Annotated in this window: 19 protein-coding genes and 2 pseudogenes; 13 read left to right on the top strand and 8 right to left on the bottom strand. The window is 48.2% G+C overall.

The genetic code is table 11. The annotated features are described in order from the left end of the window. The 3 genes and pseudogenes from WW58_RS02240 to WW58_RS02230 form a co-directional block, all read right to left on the bottom strand. Positions 1-515 (bottom strand): annotated as a pseudogene (locus tag WW58_RS02240) (hypothetical protein); the annotation flags it as partial. Positions 516-681: 166 nt separating this feature from the next. Continuing rightward, entirely contained in the window at positions 682-1,146 is a 465-nt protein-coding gene (locus tag WW58_RS02235; RefSeq protein ID WP_215833500.1) for a terminase small subunit, read from the bottom strand. Between the two features lie 29 nt (positions 1,147-1,175). Next, complete coding sequence (locus WW58_RS02230) at positions 1,176-1,595, bottom strand: MarR family winged helix-turn-helix transcriptional regulator (protein WP_146018708.1); 420 nt, start codon at positions 1,593-1,595, stop codon at positions 1,176-1,178. A gap of 275 nt (positions 1,596-1,870) precedes the next feature. On the opposite strand from WW58_RS02230, the gene WW58_RS02225 reads away from it, so the two are divergent. The 12 genes and pseudogenes from WW58_RS02225 (at position 1,871) to WW58_RS02160 (ending at position 9,598) form a co-directional block, all read left to right on the top strand. Then, positions 1,871-3,223: a restriction endonuclease gene (locus WW58_RS02225; protein ID WP_046435042.1), complete on the top strand. Its 1,353-nt coding sequence runs from the start codon at positions 1,871-1,873 to the stop codon at positions 3,221-3,223. A gap of 54 nt (positions 3,224-3,277) precedes the next feature. After that, complete coding sequence (locus tag WW58_RS12795; protein ID WP_102747119.1) at positions 3,278-3,547, top strand: hypothetical protein; 270 nt, start codon at positions 3,278-3,280, stop codon at positions 3,545-3,547. Positions 3,548-3,722: 175 nt separating this feature from the next. Next, a complete protein-coding gene (locus WW58_RS02215; RefSeq protein ID WP_046435038.1) occupies positions 3,723-4,046 on the top strand; it encodes a hypothetical protein in 324 nt (107 codons plus the stop codon). Next, on the top strand, positions 4,043-4,357 hold the full coding sequence (locus tag WW58_RS02210; protein ID WP_046435037.1) for a hypothetical protein: 315 nt from the start codon (positions 4,043-4,045) through the stop codon (positions 4,355-4,357). Before WW58_RS02215 ends, WW58_RS02210 begins: the two co-directional genes overlap by 4 nt. A 98-nt stretch (positions 4,358-4,455) precedes the next feature. Further along, positions 4,456-5,175 (top strand): hypothetical protein, encoded by a 720-nt coding sequence (locus WW58_RS02205; protein WP_046435035.1) that lies wholly within the window; start codon positions 4,456-4,458, stop codon positions 5,173-5,175. A gap of 311 nt (positions 5,176-5,486) precedes the next feature. Then, positions 5,487-5,813 (top strand): hypothetical protein, encoded by a 327-nt coding sequence (locus WW58_RS02195; RefSeq protein WP_102734682.1) that lies wholly within the window; start codon positions 5,487-5,489, stop codon positions 5,811-5,813. Further along, positions 5,806-6,486: a hypothetical protein gene (locus WW58_RS02190; protein ID WP_215833502.1), complete on the top strand. Its 681-nt coding sequence runs from the start codon at positions 5,806-5,808 to the stop codon at positions 6,484-6,486. The genes WW58_RS02195 and WW58_RS02190 overlap by 8 nt, the downstream gene beginning before the upstream one ends. Further along, positions 6,483-6,842, top strand: a complete 360-nt coding sequence (locus WW58_RS12790; protein WP_215833503.1) for a hypothetical protein — start codon at positions 6,483-6,485, stop codon at positions 6,840-6,842. Before WW58_RS02190 ends, WW58_RS12790 begins: the two co-directional genes overlap by 4 nt. Then, on the top strand, positions 6,839-7,258 hold the full coding sequence (locus tag WW58_RS02185; RefSeq protein ID WP_046435030.1) for a hypothetical protein: 420 nt from the start codon (positions 6,839-6,841) through the stop codon (positions 7,256-7,258). The genes WW58_RS12790 and WW58_RS02185 overlap by 4 nt, the downstream gene beginning before the upstream one ends. Positions 7,259-7,913: 655 nt before the next feature. Continuing rightward, positions 7,914-8,402: pseudogene (locus WW58_RS13760) on the top strand (DNA cytosine methyltransferase); the annotation flags it as partial. 364 nt (positions 8,403-8,766) lie between these two features. Then, on the top strand, positions 8,767-9,141 hold the full coding sequence (locus tag WW58_RS12785) for a hypothetical protein (protein ID WP_257228162.1): 375 nt from the start codon (positions 8,767-8,769) through the stop codon (positions 9,139-9,141). A 19-nt stretch (positions 9,142-9,160) separates the two neighbouring features. Next, the gene (locus WW58_RS02160; protein WP_046435055.1) at positions 9,161-9,598 is read left to right on the top strand and encodes a methyltransferase domain-containing protein; all 438 of its coding nucleotides are present in this window, start codon (positions 9,161-9,163) and stop codon (positions 9,596-9,598) included. Between the two features lie 122 nt (positions 9,599-9,720). On the opposite strand, the gene WW58_RS02155 is transcribed toward WW58_RS02160, so the two are convergent. Then, positions 9,721-11,073 (bottom strand): KAP family P-loop NTPase fold protein, encoded by a 1,353-nt coding sequence (locus WW58_RS02155; RefSeq protein ID WP_046435024.1) that lies wholly within the window; start codon positions 11,071-11,073, stop codon positions 9,721-9,723. Positions 11,074-11,121: 48 nt separating this feature from the next. On the opposite strand from WW58_RS02155, the gene WW58_RS02150 reads away from it, so the two are divergent. Then, positions 11,122-11,448, top strand: coding sequence for a hypothetical protein (locus WW58_RS02150; protein ID WP_046435022.1), 327 nt, complete (start codon positions 11,122-11,124; stop codon positions 11,446-11,448). 499 nt (positions 11,449-11,947) lie between these two features. Here the strand turns inward: WW58_RS02150 and WW58_RS02145 are convergent, their stop codons facing one another. The 4 genes from WW58_RS02145 to WW58_RS02130 are packed head-to-tail and all read right to left on the bottom strand — an operon-like array spanning position 11,948 to position 14,949. Further along, positions 11,948-12,829: a hypothetical protein gene (locus WW58_RS02145; protein WP_046435020.1), complete on the bottom strand. Its 882-nt coding sequence runs from the start codon at positions 12,827-12,829 to the stop codon at positions 11,948-11,950. After that, positions 12,822-13,103 (bottom strand): Bbp19 family protein, encoded by a 282-nt coding sequence (locus WW58_RS02140; protein ID WP_022197355.1) that lies wholly within the window; start codon positions 13,101-13,103, stop codon positions 12,822-12,824. The genes WW58_RS02145 and WW58_RS02140 overlap by 8 nt, the downstream gene beginning before the upstream one ends. Then, positions 13,100-14,734, bottom strand: coding sequence for a portal protein (locus tag WW58_RS02135; protein WP_046435018.1), 1,635 nt, complete (start codon positions 14,732-14,734; stop codon positions 13,100-13,102). Before WW58_RS02135 ends, WW58_RS02140 begins: the two co-directional genes overlap by 4 nt. An 8-nt stretch (positions 14,735-14,742) precedes the next feature. Next, complete coding sequence (locus WW58_RS02130; protein WP_128153555.1) at positions 14,743-14,949, bottom strand: hypothetical protein; 207 nt, start codon at positions 14,947-14,949, stop codon at positions 14,743-14,745. Positions 14,950-15,071 lie beyond the last annotated feature (122 nt).

The raw sequence follows: 15,071 nt of genomic DNA, 5'->3' as shown, positions 1-15,071 counted from the left end.
AACCGCCAATCCACCGGGAGAAGAGGCTTCCCCCGTTTTGACATGGCAGTCTTCATCAAATTGTAATTCACGCCGCTCCTGCCGCCTTCGTGCGTGCTTTCTACAATAATTGTTCCGTTAGTCGGCACGGACTCAAACCCGCCGTTCACCACTTCCCTTGCCCTGTCCGGGAACCGCTTGGCCATTTTGGCCAGTTCGGAAACGTGCATAAACTGTGTTGTCCCTCCGCGGAATGTATTATCCGTATAAATCACAGACCCGTTCCGGAACGCCAGCTTATTAGCTGTAGCTGTCACCGGCACAATAGACCCATCCTTCTTGACCGTTCCCAAACGCCTCTTCTTCTCACGCATCAGCCACGCAATAATGCGCCGTTCACGCTCAGCCCCTTCCGGCACATAATCCAGATGCTCCCATTGAAACCGCACTCCCAGAAGTTTTTTCTGACCCTCCGGCAGTCGCCAATCAATAATTGCCGCCGTCTTATTCTCATTCCAGAATACAAAATCAGCCATCAACACGCCTACCAGCGTAGAAAGGCCCAACTGGCGAGCCTTCAAAATAGCGTTGCGGCCATGTTGCCTTTCAAGAAACTTCCGCTGTACTTCATTTGGCCGGAAAGGAATAACAATGCCGTCAACATTCTTGATCCAATACAGATGTTCCAGCCGCCAAAGCCGATTATTCAGTCTTTCCTTCCAGAAGTTCAGAACCTCCTGATACTGTTTCTCTCCCCTCTCCATATTCAAACAAATCTTCAAAAAACATTCCTTGAATGCTCACATCCTGCTTTTCCGGAGCATAATCACCCATCATCTTGTTATCCAAATCAATCGCCTTCATTCGCTCTGCATGGGAGGGAGGCACCTCAAACAAAGATTCATCACCGGAAAACAACGCTTTTCCTCGCGCAATTTCCGCGAGCTTGAGCCTCTTTTCTTTCAACGTCAGGCAATTTTCATCACAAAGACGCTCACGGATTTTCCTGATTTCTTCCTTGATTCCCGGCTCTTTCATCTTCCGGGAAGCCGCCGCCTGCGCGGATTCGTTGCTGGTGCAACAAAAACCTGCCTCAATATAAGCCTGATACGCCATCAATCCGGAGGCCACTTTCTCACAAAAAATATGGTCACGCTCACTTAACATTTCCTAACAATCAATTACATTACAACAACTTATATCAAATCCTGTAAAGCCTCACTCTTCTTTGGCTTGGTATTCTCTTCTTCTTGCGTCCCCCCGGCATTCCCCAAGGCTTCAACATTATCCTTCCGGGCAAGGCAAGCCATCAGTCCATCAAACTCTTCAAGACATTGTTTCAGGGCATCAGAACCTTTTTCCGTCAGAGTATAAATATATTCCACTTGACCATGACCGGACGACCGGTAAGGCCGCAAAACAACATCACCCTGTTGCCTCAGGCGTTGAAGAATCTGTCTGACGGCGCTCCGGTCATATCCGGTTTGAGTAACGATCTCCATACAAGTTTGTTCCCGGTCAGCCAAAGCAACCATGACCGTTAATTGACCCTGATTCAGCCCGGATAAATGAACACGCCTGAAAAAACCGCGTAATGCTCGCAACAACATTTCCATGCGGGAACCTTTAGCACAGAACGAAAAGGAAAAAATAGAGTCTTATCGGCCCCCCTTTTCAAGAATAGTCCAGAAAAAACATAAGAGAGAGCATCAAATCCGGTTGGCTCATGCTCGCGCCAACCACGTTACAAACGTCCAAAAGCTCTCTTATTGGATAGAATAAATTAATAAATCCTGATATCGGAGCATGCCGAAAATCATAACAATCTCAACGGCAACATACAGCAAAAACACAGCATGAAGAAATCCGTCAGAAACCTTGCAGAAATCCATTGGAAAACCGCGCAAAAACTATCGTCGCGCCTTGCCCGCTTCCGTGCCTGCTTGGCGTTCGCAAAGCCCCCTCAGGGGCCTTCACTCCTGCCAACCTGAAAAGAGAAAATATTTGGTCATACTCTTTCTGGAAGCTGATTGGCGGAATTGCAAAGATGCCCTGTTTGACAAAATCTGCGCATCATCGTACCTTCCTGTTCTGCATGCTTCGTTTCATCATCATTTCCTTTGCCTTCCTCTCCCTCCCTTGTGCCGCCTTTCCCTCGCTTGAACGCGACTTGGAAGACATAGGCCCAAACAACGTTGACTGGAACGGTTACTACACCACCTCTGACGGTGAAAAAATTTACTGTCCTGAAGCCTTCCGCGAAAAACGCAAGCAATACGCCATAAAAAAACAACGCGAAAGAACTACAAACTGGATTATGACCTTTGCCATCATCCTCCCTTCATGCGCTATTGGATATGTGATTTACAAAGAGAAAAAAGAAAAGGTTCGGAGAAAAGCTGAAGAAGAACCGTGCCTTAAACAACTGAAAGAAGAACAGGAGCGACAGAAAAAGAAAGCGGAACGGTTAGAAAATCTTAGAAAGGAAAGAGAAACAACATCCCAAACAATCGGACTTCTCCTGCGTACACCGGAAAACGACATTATCGGACAACTCAAACAAACCTGTCAAACCTCTTTAAACCACATAAATCAATATATAGAAGAAAAACAAACAGAACAAGGACTGGCCTATGAACAATACATTGGTTACCTGCTGGAAAAAGAAGGGCATATCATTTTCTACCGTGGTGCAACTTCTAGCCTTCAAGACAAAGGAGTAGATCTCATTGCCATAAAAAACAATCATGTCCGTCTCATCCAATGCAAATGCTTTAATGAGGACATTCAAAACCATCAAATCCAAAAATACCTTGGACATATAGCATTCGACTGGAAATTTGCACAAAATGCCCCCATTCATGGCTTCTCCCACACATGGGAACTCTACTACACCCCTTGGCTCAGCAAAGCTGCATATCAAGCCTGTAGGGACAACCACATCCAACTCACCAAACAAAGTGCCGGTATTGCCCCTCTGGTCAAAGCATTCCATTTTGAAGGGGAAAAACGCTATATGCAATCCGGCCAGCAATTTTATGACCACATCATCAGCTATATAGACGGTCAACATTACAGACGCTTTTACAACCCGGAAGAGGCAGAAGCCGCTGGATTTTCCCATCTGCAACTCATTGACAACAATACCGTCAATCTCATCAATCAGCAAACAGTCACAGCATACGCTCAAACACACCCGCAAACACCCTTGGAAACCCTCACCTGCCCTTGGCTGGACTTTTAAAATCAGAAAAAATATTCCAAAATCATCTTTTTACAAAAATCGAATTGACGACAAATGATTACAGGTTATAGTAACCAGCAGATGCCAAACCAACACGATCCAAGAAAGCGAAGTCTTGCTGTATACATCTCACGTGAACGCTACTACCAAGTTAAGCGTTTGGCGGCGCGTGAAGGTATCAGCATGTCTCGCCTGCTTGAAATCCTTGTTGAACAAGCCGTCCGTGATATTGAATTAACACCAGAAGACTATGAACAAATTGCCTCAGAAATTAGAAACGCTCGTTCAGGAAAAAAAGTCGATTACCGTAAAACTAAACAATGATATTTTTTTCAAACTGAAAGCATTAGCTGAAAAAGAACATCGCTCGAAAAGTGCACAAATTTGTTTTTTTATCGAACAAGGTTTTAGTAACCTAGAATATCAGTTAAATCTGGAACAGGCAATAAAAAATAATCGCAGGTTTTAGTAACCTTATTTTTTAACTGCCCTTCCATTTATGACCCCGGAAGAACTTAATGCTCTGGCTGAACTCGTCACAGAGAAACTCTGGGACAAGTTAGCTGTCGTTGGCGCGGCCAGCATCTTCCGTTCCACAGCCGCCAACCCTTCCCCTGTCGCGGCGCCTACGCCGGATGACTACATTTCTACGGATCAAATCACCGAGGAATTCGGCTGTTCTAAACAATGGCTTTATAACCAGCGCAAACGCCATCCCCAATGCTCCCGACTTGTAAAAAACAATCCTTGCGACCAGCGCGGAAAACGCTTCTGGAGCCGATCTTACATCAAAAAAATAATCCATGAATCAGAGGAATCATGAACGCAAATCAACGCCTTATCCTCAATCTGGACACCAAATACAGCCGGCACCTGCTTTCCTTGCCGGAAACGGAACTCCGGAAACGCCTTGTTCACACATTAGAGCAACTGACGCACTACGCTTCCCTTGCTGATTCCGAAGTGCATCAGGAAGACCCTGTTTTTGGCAGTATGCTTTTTGCCCATCTGATCAATGTGGGAATTGCACAGCAAACAGACGGAAGTATTCATCTTACCCAGCGCGGTAAAGACTTGCTGTTTATCCTCGCGTGTTATCTGGACGCCACCATCACGGAATCAGCTATTAACTGACCTGCCCTGTGAACTACTCGCCCGTTCAGCATCATCACACCCAGAGCCGGGAATTTAAGTCTGCGCGGCTATCCCAGCGCGGAATCTGGATAACCCTTTTGCAATATTGCACCAGTCAGGAAAACAACGGAATCATTAAAAATTTCGCATCTTGGAAACCTGCTGAAATCCGGAAAACGCTGAACGTAGATCCCGCCACTCTCCGAAAAAAATCCACCCTTTGGAATATGGTCGGGGAAGACCTGCATATTTACGGCTATCCCCACGACAAACAAGCCATTCTCAACAAAAAGCGTCAAACTCTGGCCAACAATACCGGCGTGCAACCTTCCCCCCGTCCGGAAAACAACAGTTCCCCGCCTCACCCCGTGAAATCGGAAAACAAAACGCCGCCGCTCGCATTCTGGGCCTTTTTGCGGAACACCTGCGTTATGGATGCTTGGCAAAGCAAAGACCTCAACCAAAAAGAATACGCCGCCGCCATGCAGGCATACCAGCAAACAATCACATGCGGAGATAGGGACTGGCAACTATTAAAAGCTTACTATAACGGCTACTACAAACGCGGCCAGACAAGAGACAGCCACAACAACAAATACTACTGTCCTGCCTCCCGTCTAAAATTCTACGAAGACATCATTGATGTGCTTACCAAGGCGGAATTATGGGCGAAAGACACGCGCTGGAAACCAAAAAATTCCCCGGCCAACGAGCCGCCGCCACAACGCAACCTTGCCATCCCTCCCCCTCAGGAAACGGACGTTCCCGTTACCCCCGAAGAACTTAAACAATTTTTTGACGAAATAAACCCGCACTAAACAACTGGAAAAATGAGATACTACATACACCCCTGTAAACTTCGCTTGAGCCGCCTGTGGATTTTTGACGACGGCGTTAGAAGCTGTTGTCGCGTCGCTGTCAAATTTGGCATCCGAAAACGGCATGCTGTCAAAGGAACCTCCGTCACCATGTCCCCCGGAGAAGCCAGACAGGAATTAAATTCTATGGAAAAAGCCCTGTTTCAGGGAGGTTACTGGCCGCTCTGGCTCTGGATATTGTGCTGTAGTGTTTACGTCCTCACGGCGATACAATTTTTATCATTCATTTTCAACATTTAATGCCGTGTGCAATGAACATTTTTCAAGCCTACTTAACCATCACAAAAAATATTAGTCATTATCTGCCACACCAGAAAAACGCCTACAGGAAAACCGCCATACTGGCGGCCATCGCATTAGGCTATACAACCCCAAAGAAAATATCTGATGCCATCTACATCGACCAAGAACGAGTGAAAAAAATAGCGAAACAACTTATTCTTGAAAAACTCATTACCTGCGAACTCCTTTCAACTTGGCCTTACCAAAATAAATACTCTTTAACCGCTAAAGGAGAAAAAATGACAATAAATCTTATGAATTATAAAACAAAACCACAACTTTCTAACTATGAATAACAATGTGAAAGAACGGCCCATTCTGTTCAGCGAGGACATGATCAGGGCGTTACTACAGGAATACAGCATGCCCGGCCAGTACAAGAACCAGACGCGCCGCACGCGCGGCCTGAACCGGTTTAATAATTTCCCGGAGCACCTGAAAGAAAGAGGCTGGGAGATTCAGGATTTCATTGAGGAAGAACCCGGCTTATGGCTTGCCGTCTCTAAAGACGATGAAGGAGATTTCCCGGATGATTTTAATCCGTGGGTAAGATGCCCCTATGGAAAAGCGGGTGATCGATTGTGGGTGAGGGAAACCATTTTTTTACCAATGAAATCTCCCAAAAGATGGAAGTCAAAGGTTGCCCTCAAGTGTTCCATTCCGTCGATTCACATGCCGCGTTGGGCCGCCCGAATTTTATTGGAAATTATAGAAGTAAGAATTGAGCGGCTGTTAGACATTACACCGCAGGATGCCCGGATGGAGGGCATTGAAAGCGTCTGGCACGACGAAGAAACGGATGTCTGTTTGTGGAAGGACTATTCAGGGAAATCCAATGGATTGGCTTTTGCCCGGATGTCTTACTTTTCCCTGTGGGATAAATTAAAGGGAACCGGATCGTCTAAAATGAATCCGTGGGTATGGGTTATTAAGTTCAAGGTTTTAACGATTAACGGAGATATTAAATGAAAAATATTAAATGCCCGCTGTGCGGAACACTCTTGCAATTTTTCTACGAACTTAAATTTGGAGAGCTGGGCCGTGTTGGATGCTCATCCTGCGAATGGGTAACTTTTTTAGCGTCGTCGCATCAAGCTTGGAAAGCCGCCGAAGAATTCGTTTCCAAATTCCCGCCTTTCCTAAGGATACATCAGGGAGACAATCTCAAACTCGATTTTAACGACGATATTTTAACCGTCATTGGCAAAGATACCGACCGCTGTAAAATCTATCTTGAGGATTGCAATGGAAATACAGAGATAGCCACGCCGGATGACGTGGAACAATGGCCGTGGGAGCTTGATCAGAAAGGAGGACGGAAATGATTAACATCCTCTTATCCGTCAGGCGGCCTTTCTCCGGTTTTATCATGGACGGGGAAAAGAAATGGGAGTTGCGGAAAAACGTACCGCGCTTAAAAAAAGGCGACTCCGTAACACTGTGGCTTTACGAATCCGGGAAAGACGGGATGCGGGCCATCATCGGCAAGTGCCGTTTAGTTGTCACTGCTTCACTTTATTTATATCCTCCAAAGGGGATTTTAGAATTGGCCATTAAGAATGCTTGCGTGACGGAAGAGCACCTGCGGAATTACCTGCCTTGCTATGTCTGGGGCGTCCAGGACCCCGTGAGGATGCCGACCGCAGTGCCGCTGTCTGACATTGGGCTGACCCGTCCGCCGCAGTCTTGGAAGTACCTTACTGACGAGCAAGCAGACATCTTAGAAAGGAGGCTCGCATGAAACTGACGCCTGAACAGAAAACTTTTTACCAACTGAAAAGGGCCAGACGGCGGGTCATACGCCAGAACAGTGGGTTCAAAAACGCCGTCGGGTACAGTTACCGGGGGAGGGTCTGGTGGATTCCGCGGAAATGTTTAGTCAAAGGTATATTCATGCGTAAGGCCTTTAATTTTTTTTTAGATAAAATAATGGAACATAAACAGAAAGAGAACGAAGATGATAATTGTTGATTTATTCGATATTTTAATATTTTCAGTTTTAATCATACTTTCGATTATTTATATCATCCAATATATTATATTCAAAATAAAAGAAAAATGAAACTGACGCCTGAACAGAAAGCTTTTATTGAGTATGGAAAAGCGATTGCGACCCTTAAATACAGGATTGAGCGCATCCGTTTTACCGCCCGAATGTTGTTCAAGAAGGAATACCGGGAACTTTCGCTCCGGTTCCGCGGAGGCCTGAGGGACGAATTTCAACTGTACTACGCTATCGGCGACGTCCGCCGGAAGCGGGCCGCATGCCGGGTGTGGGTGCATCCTATGCGAAGGAGATGCTCGAACTGTAAACATGAGCTAATGCAGTACAAGTTCTGCGCAGCCTGCGTCCATGAAGGATGGCCTGTTTACTGGGAGCCGAGAAAGGAGGGAGAGTGAATGAGCTACATCTTTTCGCGGGCGCTGGTGGAGGCATACTTGGAAGCGAGCTGCTCGGATTCCGCACCGTTTGCGCTGTCGAACTTGAACCCTATCCCGCAAGCGTACTGCTCGCCCGACAGAATGACGGCTTACTCCCGCCTTTCCCGGTTTGGGATGACGTACGCACCTTTGACGGACGACCGTGGCGCGGCCTTGTTGACGTGGTATCTGGAGGCTTCCCGTGCCAGGACATTTCAGCCGCAGGAAAAGGCGCCGGCATTGACGGCGCCCGCTCCGGCCTCTGGCGGGAAATGCACCGCATTATCAATGAGGTACGACCGGAATTCGCATTCCTGGAAAACTCACCTTTGCTTGTGGGACGAGGACTTGCCAGAGTCCTCGGTGATCTTGCCGAAATCGGGTACGATGCGGAATGGCTTGTGCTGGGAGCGGACGATGTGGGAGCCCCGCACGTCAGAAAGCGCATCTGGATACTTGCACATGATCCCCACGCCAACGGCTTGCAACGCCCCCAACAAGGGGAGCCATTCACGGGGCCCCAAGAGCTTGATGGATGTAGCGACAACAGGCTGGATGCCGGGGATGATGTGGCCGCCCGCGACAACGAAAGATCTCGACGGAGGGTCGAATTCCCGGCATGCCGCCCGGAGCCGTGGAATGTGGCCAACGCACCGTGCGGGGAAGTCCAGCGGGGAAAACCCGGAGTCATGGCTGGCCCGATATGCAGCCGGAAAAGTCTCAACTCCGCCGCTGGGGCTGGCCGTGAAATTCCCAAGCCCCCTTGCCTCGGATTACAAGAGACGTGGCCCGAAAAGCAGTCAGCAGGGATTACCCGAATTTGTCCGGATGTTTCCTACTCCAACCGCCAGTTGCGGCGGCAAGGAAAGCAACCGGGCAACAGGGAAGAAATTGATAACTGTGGTTTCACAGTTTCCAACGCCCCGCACCAAGGGGATGTGCGGAGGAAGTGGGGCTTTTCAGAAAATGAAAGCCCTGGAAACTCAAGGCATCATCAGCAGCGAGGAACGCAGGCAAATGACTGCGGGGAGTGGTGGTCAGCTGAACCCGACGTGGGTCGAGTGGCTCATGGGGTGGCCGCTAGAGTGGACCGCCTTAAAGCCCTTGGCAACGGGCAAGTTCCTGCAGTGGCGGCAACTGCATTCCGGGTTTTGCTTGGCAGATTCCAAGAAGGAAAGGAGGGAGAGTGAAGCCTGTGCTTGACGCCTGCTGCGGCTCCCGCATGTTCTGGTTTAACCGCCGCCATCCTGACGTGGTGTTCATGGACCGCCGGGAGGAATCTCATACTCTTTGCGATGGGCGCGCCTTGGAAATTAAGCCGGATGTGGTCGGAGATTTCCGGAAGATGCCTTTCAGTGATGGGGCATTTCGTCTTGTCGTGTTCGATCCTCCGCACTTGATTCACGCCGGGGAATCGTCGTGGCTGGCCAAGAAGTACGGCAAGCTGAACGGGGAGACCTGGAAGGAGGATTTGAAAGACGGTTTCCGCGAATGTTTCCGAGTATTGGAACCGGGCGGCGTTCTTGTGTTCAAGTGGTGCGAGGATCAGGTTTCAACCTCAGAAGTGCTGAAACTGGCCAGCCAGGAGCCTTTGTTCGGGCACCGCCGCGGAAAGACTATTTTCCTCGTCTTCATGAAATCTACTCTCCCCCCCAACTGACTGGAAGTAAGGAACATAGTAACCAACAAAAAATTGCTGACATAAATACCGAATATATGATACAGTAGCTTGAATGGTACAAGAAAGAAGCAGGAAACAGGAAAGATCGGAATAACAAAATTTTAAATTTTAACAAGACTTAAATTCATAATATAATCAATAAAAATTCTCTGTATATCTTTAAAACTACGAGCGTAAGTATTATCAAATATATACTCTTTATCTATAATAAATCCTCTATCCCCAACACCTTCTTTTTGATTAACTGTAGGGTCTAAAGACTCCAAAATATAAAAAACTCTATGTAATTTTCCCTCTTCATTTAAACCATTCAATATATTTAATGAATTAAAAATTAAACCCACATCAATATTATTACTAATGATTTTTTTAATAACATCCCTATTAAAACAATACAAATATATCGCAACAACGGATAAAATTTGGTCAACTTCACATTCTGAATATTGCCAATCATGCAATGAAATACTTTCTAAAACCTTTGCATATCGGGCAAAATGTTCTACATCTCTTAAAGAATGTGAATTATTTGTTAAGATATACTCAATAAAATCAGAAGCAAGATTTCCAAATATATTGGACATCTTTCCTTGCTTCATCAATTCAAACAAATAGAGACGGGACACAGACATTTTATCATAATAACAAGGTAACGATACAACAATTTTTATAAATTTATCTATATATCTCGATATATCTGATCCATTCCCATAAACATGAGAAATGACTGCTCCTAATTGCCTCATATTTGCGACTAATAAAAAACTCACATTGGGAACATCAAACACATGTTTAATTTTTTCCAATAGGGTAATGGAAAAATCCGGACGGCAACGATCCAACTCGTCAACAACAATAATCATCCTCTCATCCCTAGCAATTTCAGCAAGAATACTCTTCAACGTTTCAATATTACTATTAGATTCTTCATACTGCTGTAAAAAATCATTCACTATAGCATCCACCCCCTCTTCCGCAGACTTCTTAATAGCATCCGAAATCTCGTCTCCGATGCTATCTGCGTTCTGCTTCAAAAGCAAACCAATAGCTGCCTTTGCTCCGATTTTGAAGCAACTCTTTGCTACAGCTATACTGGCATTTTTCCACTTCTGATAACGCTCAGAACTATCCCCGTTTCCCTCTTTATCCTTTATAAAACGTGCAATATTGCCGAGCAACATCAATAACGGATCATCCCCATGATCTTCCGCAAACGCATCAATGTATAGACATTGACACCTTGGAATGTTCTTATTCGTCCCACCTTCTTTACTCTGATCTGCTCTGATCAAATTAATCAGTTTATGACAAAACTCCGTTTTCCCAACTCCCCAATCCCCATCAAGCACCATTGGAGAAAACTCATCATCCATCAATAAATTAATTATTTTTTCAGCAATTACTCTCCTCTTAAACTCATCCCTATACTCAAACGTCAACTCATCATTGCTCATATCTTCAAAAAACTAAAATTCTTTCTAAAGTCAATAAAAACAAATAAAATGAATGACTACGACGCCAGAACAGAAACCTTCATCTACTACACTGAATACTGTCAAATAGCGGGTCTTTCCATCGCTCCAGAAAAACTTCTCCACGATGATATACAAAAATCTGTTAACACTAAGGGCCTCTGTATATGGACACCAAACCTTGTTTTTTTCGCATGGGAAATAGGCGATCGAACACTCTGGGTAGAGCATGCCATAGGATACCTTTCTGACCTGCTTCCGCTGGCATCAGCCTATGGCCCGGAATGGAAAGTCAGCTACCAACACCGCAACAAAATCCGCCATCAAAATATGCACCGTTTACTAGGCAGACTATAATATTATTTGTGTAAAAAATTATGTAAATAAATCATAAAATAATTTGTAATCAACAATAATATAATTCTACCGCGTACCATTTTTCTTAAAACCCCGTTCCTTTCCGGACGGGGTTTTTCATTGCCTCCCTCCAGTTAATAGACATAGCATCTTCTTTTCCCCGTAACAGGCTCAATTGAAAAATGCCGGCATAAAGAGACGGTTAATGCAAAAGTTTGCGTTGATAAGAAAAATACGGGATAATCCTATCTTTACTCACTTACAGTGAAAGATATAATGAGTATTTAACCTCATTGGTCTCCCATACAGGGAAAAATGTTTTTCCAACTTTTTTTGAACACAAGCCCCTTCCCGGGACGCTAATGGTAGGAGGGCAGCTTAAGGCCCCAGCCCTTACCCCCTCCTTCCCTGATGAAACAATGACTATTAAAAGCCCGGCGGAAAGCATTCCGCCGGGCTTGCTTTTTATGAGACTCCACCGGTTAAAACGTCCGGGAAATTAACGGGTAGTCAAACGATCATATAACTCATTGGCATATTTATGATTGGGATGGTTCACATTCATATACGCCTCATAAAGAGGATGGGATGGATCCGATTCCATCCGCATGGCTTCCTCCGCGGGGGAAGGCACCGCATTTCCTGTATGATGGAGAGGAGCTTCATCAAGCAGGCGTGATGCCTGGTACAACAGGCGGATTGCATCCGGATTGGAACCGAGTCCCGGATTATCCAGTAAAGCGTCCGCATCCACCCCTGTTTCAGAGGCAAGCCGCCGAAGAACGGCAGCAGCCCTGCCCATGTTGCGTTCATAATTGGAACCCCATTCCTGCTGAAGGGACTGTTCCGCCTGCATTTCCATCTCCATCCGGGCATCTTCCATGTGCTCGCGGGCCTCATCATATGCCTGGGCCATCGTCTCCTGAAGAGCGTTCATTGCCTCCGGCGGCACTCCGTAACGATAGGCCGTGCGGGCCATGCGTTCTGCCAGGTCAGCATTCCATTCGCTTTCCGGCGTGGATTCTGGACGTTCCAGGCGATATTCTTCCTCCGACTCCGGCAATCCGGCCAGCCGGCGGAACCGCGCCATCTGTTCTTCATTCTCCACGCCGGGATAACGTCGCAGGCGTTCCAGCTCCGCGTAACTCTTCGCCAGAGCCTCCGGCGTCTTAAACTTGGAAAGAGATTTCTCCATCCCTTTCAACTCATCAAACCGGGCGTACCAGTCCGGAGCAAAACCACCGTCCTCACCCAGAAGGGGAGGAAAAGGTTCAGTTTGAACTTCGGTTTCGGACAGTGCGTCCGTCTCCGGGGAAACGAAACCGGAACCCTCCGCATCCCTGAAAGGAGCGGCCATGCTGTTATCAATGGAATCAATCATTTTTCTCTTCTTCTGTGGTTTCTTTAATGGCTAATTGAAGCTGGCGGCGGATGTACAGAAAGATCTCCCTGTAGGCATCCCTCCTCATGGCGTCCAGAGGGTCGTAATTCCCCGGACTTCCTTGAAAAACGGGCAAATCAGTCTGGAAACGGGTTTCCAGAAAGGTAAGCGCCTCACGCCCGTCCGGGGTGTCAAACACCCGGAGAAGCTGGCGCCTTTTGAGACGGGCCTCCCGGACGGAGGCCTCCTGCTGCAATGTCGTATCCTGGTTCATTTTTGAATCGCGGTTAACTGGTCAAGCAAAGGATTGAGGGAAGCATAAGGATCCTCTTCCGCCGGAGCCAGGGAGGCTCCCTGCTGGAGGTCCGCCCGTTCCTTCCGCATGGCACGGACATCGGCCCAGGGCCTCAGCATGCTCTCCGGGGCGCCGTCCACACGGGCGGACAGGCGGAAACAGTGGTCCCAGTCCACATGATCCGCCAAATCCGGGGCAGCCTGCATCATCATATTCAGCCGCTGAAGGCTGCGGTCCATCCCTTCACTCTGCAAGCGCCTGAGCACCAGGGCAATCTTTGACTGATAGACAACCCTGGGTTCTCCCACGGCAACGGAGCCGTCCCTCCCTACCCTCAATACCGCACGGGGTGGCCTGGGAAACTTGCCCATCCGGAACAGCAGGGAAAAAATGCGTGTCATTGTGGAATACAGATCACTCACAAACAGCGTGAAGGAAGGAGAAAACATCAAGACGCGCTCATTCTCCCGCGCCATGACCTCCGTGGCAGTCATATTGCCGCGGTGCCCGCTCCAAAGCTCCAGCATGGGCAGATAATAGGCACGGCGTATCGCATCCTGCTTCTGTGTCAGACGGTCCATCCCAACATCATACCTGCCCTGCGTAGCCCATTCCCGGGGAAGGTGAAGGGAAGCGGCCTCCGGGGTAATGACGGTCCTGCCGCCGGCCCGCAAATCCACTTCCCCAATCTGGTTGGCGAGCTCCAGAATACGGGGAAAGGCGGCCACCTCGCCAAGAGTATCCAGAATACGGTTCAGGAACTGCACCTGCTGGATGGCGGGAAACACCAGCCTGCCGGGAGCCAGACCGTACGGGCCGCTGCCCCACTTCAAAAAGCGGGTCACCAGATAAGGGAACTCCATGTATCCCCCTTCCTCCACAATCACCTGGTCGTCCAGAGACAGGTAAACGCTTTCAAACGGCATGTGGGAGGCCTGCTCCCTGCGGCGGCTGCGCCGGGTGCGCGGGCGCACAACATGCAGAAACCTCAGAGTTGTGGCATACGGATTGCCTCCGCGCTCCAGAACTTCCCGAGCCTTGGGCCCCAGAGCTTTCACCCCGAACATGGAGCGTGCCTGATGAGCCGTGTAGGTAAACTCCCTGACGTAGGTATCCACCCGGCCTTCCGCATTCTCCGCACAGGCGAACTGTCCGCACGGAATATTGGTAAACAACAGCCTTCCGTCCGAGGATATGCCCGTAAACAGACTTCCGGTCCCCAAAGCCACCCGGTCCAGAAAACACTCATGAATCTCCGTATAAAAATTGGAAACGGACAATTCTTTCAGGGCAATTTCCGAACACTGGTTATACCAGGCCTCCGCCTCGTCGCCTCCCCGGTCATCCGGAGCCGACCACTTGAACCATACGTCATGGCTGGGCGTAATATAGGACATATGGCCGCTGGCCAGCTTCTGGCATGCCTCCACAGCCGTAGTATCCGTCATGCGGTCCATGGCGTCCCTGTTGGGTAGGGAAACATCCCCTTCCCGATTCAGGCGGCGAGGCAGCACGTAATCCCTCAGACGGTCCCACCACGTTTCCCATGGCGCGCGCTGGGCGGCCAGGGACTTGTACACGGAATTCAATTCCGCAGTTCTTTCTTCCATGGCAGCGCCTATCCCAGAGTTTTCCTAAGCAGAGTCCGCGGATTGACCTCCCCCTGCCCGGCGGAAGAATGACGGCGCGCCAGAATGGTGGAAATCATTCCCTGCCTCTGCCGTTCCCGGGCCTGATAATCTTCCCCTACTTCTTGTTCCACGCTCTCCGCCTTGACCGGGATGGTCTGCTCCGGAGCAGAAGCGGAAGGTGTGGACGGTTTCATAAATCCCATAATTTCTTTTGCTTTCTATTCATGGTTGATACTGATTCCCCTTCCCTTCTGCCGGATATAAGGCTCCAGAGGATGCCGGACGCCCGCCTCACAGACAATCCATGCGGCGGGAG

It is taken from the genome of Akkermansia sp. UNK.MGS-1 (assembly GCF_000980515.1).
GTDB lineage: Bacteria > Verrucomicrobiota > Verrucomicrobiia > Verrucomicrobiales > Akkermansiaceae > Akkermansia > Akkermansia muciniphila.
Note: the sequence above shows the minus strand (reverse complement) of the source record. Positions and strands in the feature narration are given on the sequence as shown.

Coding starts and splice junctions, on each gene's coding strand:
- WW58_RS02235 (WP_215833500.1), bottom strand. CDS start 1,146: ATGTTAAGTGAGCGTGACCATATTTTTTGTGAGAAAGTGGCCTCCGGA.
- WW58_RS02230 (WP_146018708.1), bottom strand. CDS start 1,595: ATGGAAATGTTGTTGCGAGCATTACGCGGTTTTTTCAGGCGTGTTCAT.
- WW58_RS12795 (WP_102747119.1), top strand. CDS start 3,278: ATGATTACAGGTTATAGTAACCAGCAGATGCCAAACCAACACGATCCA.
- WW58_RS02215 (WP_046435038.1), top strand. CDS start 3,723: ATGACCCCGGAAGAACTTAATGCTCTGGCTGAACTCGTCACAGAGAAA.
- WW58_RS02210 (WP_046435037.1), top strand. CDS start 4,043: ATGAACGCAAATCAACGCCTTATCCTCAATCTGGACACCAAATACAGC.
- WW58_RS02195 (WP_102734682.1), top strand. CDS start 5,487: ATGAACATTTTTCAAGCCTACTTAACCATCACAAAAAATATTAGTCAT.
- WW58_RS02190 (WP_215833502.1), top strand. CDS start 5,806: ATGAATAACAATGTGAAAGAACGGCCCATTCTGTTCAGCGAGGACATG.
- WW58_RS12790 (WP_215833503.1), top strand. CDS start 6,483: ATGAAAAATATTAAATGCCCGCTGTGCGGAACACTCTTGCAATTTTTC.
- WW58_RS02185 (WP_046435030.1), top strand. CDS start 6,839: ATGATTAACATCCTCTTATCCGTCAGGCGGCCTTTCTCCGGTTTTATC.
- WW58_RS12785 (WP_257228162.1), top strand. CDS start 8,767: ATGTTTCCTACTCCAACCGCCAGTTGCGGCGGCAAGGAAAGCAACCGG.
- WW58_RS02160 (WP_046435055.1), top strand. CDS start 9,161: ATGTTCTGGTTTAACCGCCGCCATCCTGACGTGGTGTTCATGGACCGC.
- WW58_RS02155 (WP_046435024.1), bottom strand. CDS start 11,073: ATGAGCAATGATGAGTTGACGTTTGAGTATAGGGATGAGTTTAAGAGG.
- WW58_RS02150 (WP_046435022.1), top strand. CDS start 11,122: ATGAATGACTACGACGCCAGAACAGAAACCTTCATCTACTACACTGAA.
- WW58_RS02145 (WP_046435020.1), bottom strand. CDS start 12,829: ATGATTGATTCCATTGATAACAGCATGGCCGCTCCTTTCAGGGATGCG.
- WW58_RS02140 (WP_022197355.1), bottom strand. CDS start 13,103: ATGAACCAGGATACGACATTGCAGCAGGAGGCCTCCGTCCGGGAGGCC.
- WW58_RS02135 (WP_046435018.1), bottom strand. CDS start 14,734: ATGGAAGAAAGAACTGCGGAATTGAATTCCGTGTACAAGTCCCTGGCC.
- WW58_RS02130 (WP_128153555.1), bottom strand. CDS start 14,949: ATGAAACCGTCCACACCTTCCGCTTCTGCTCCGGAGCAGACCATCCCG.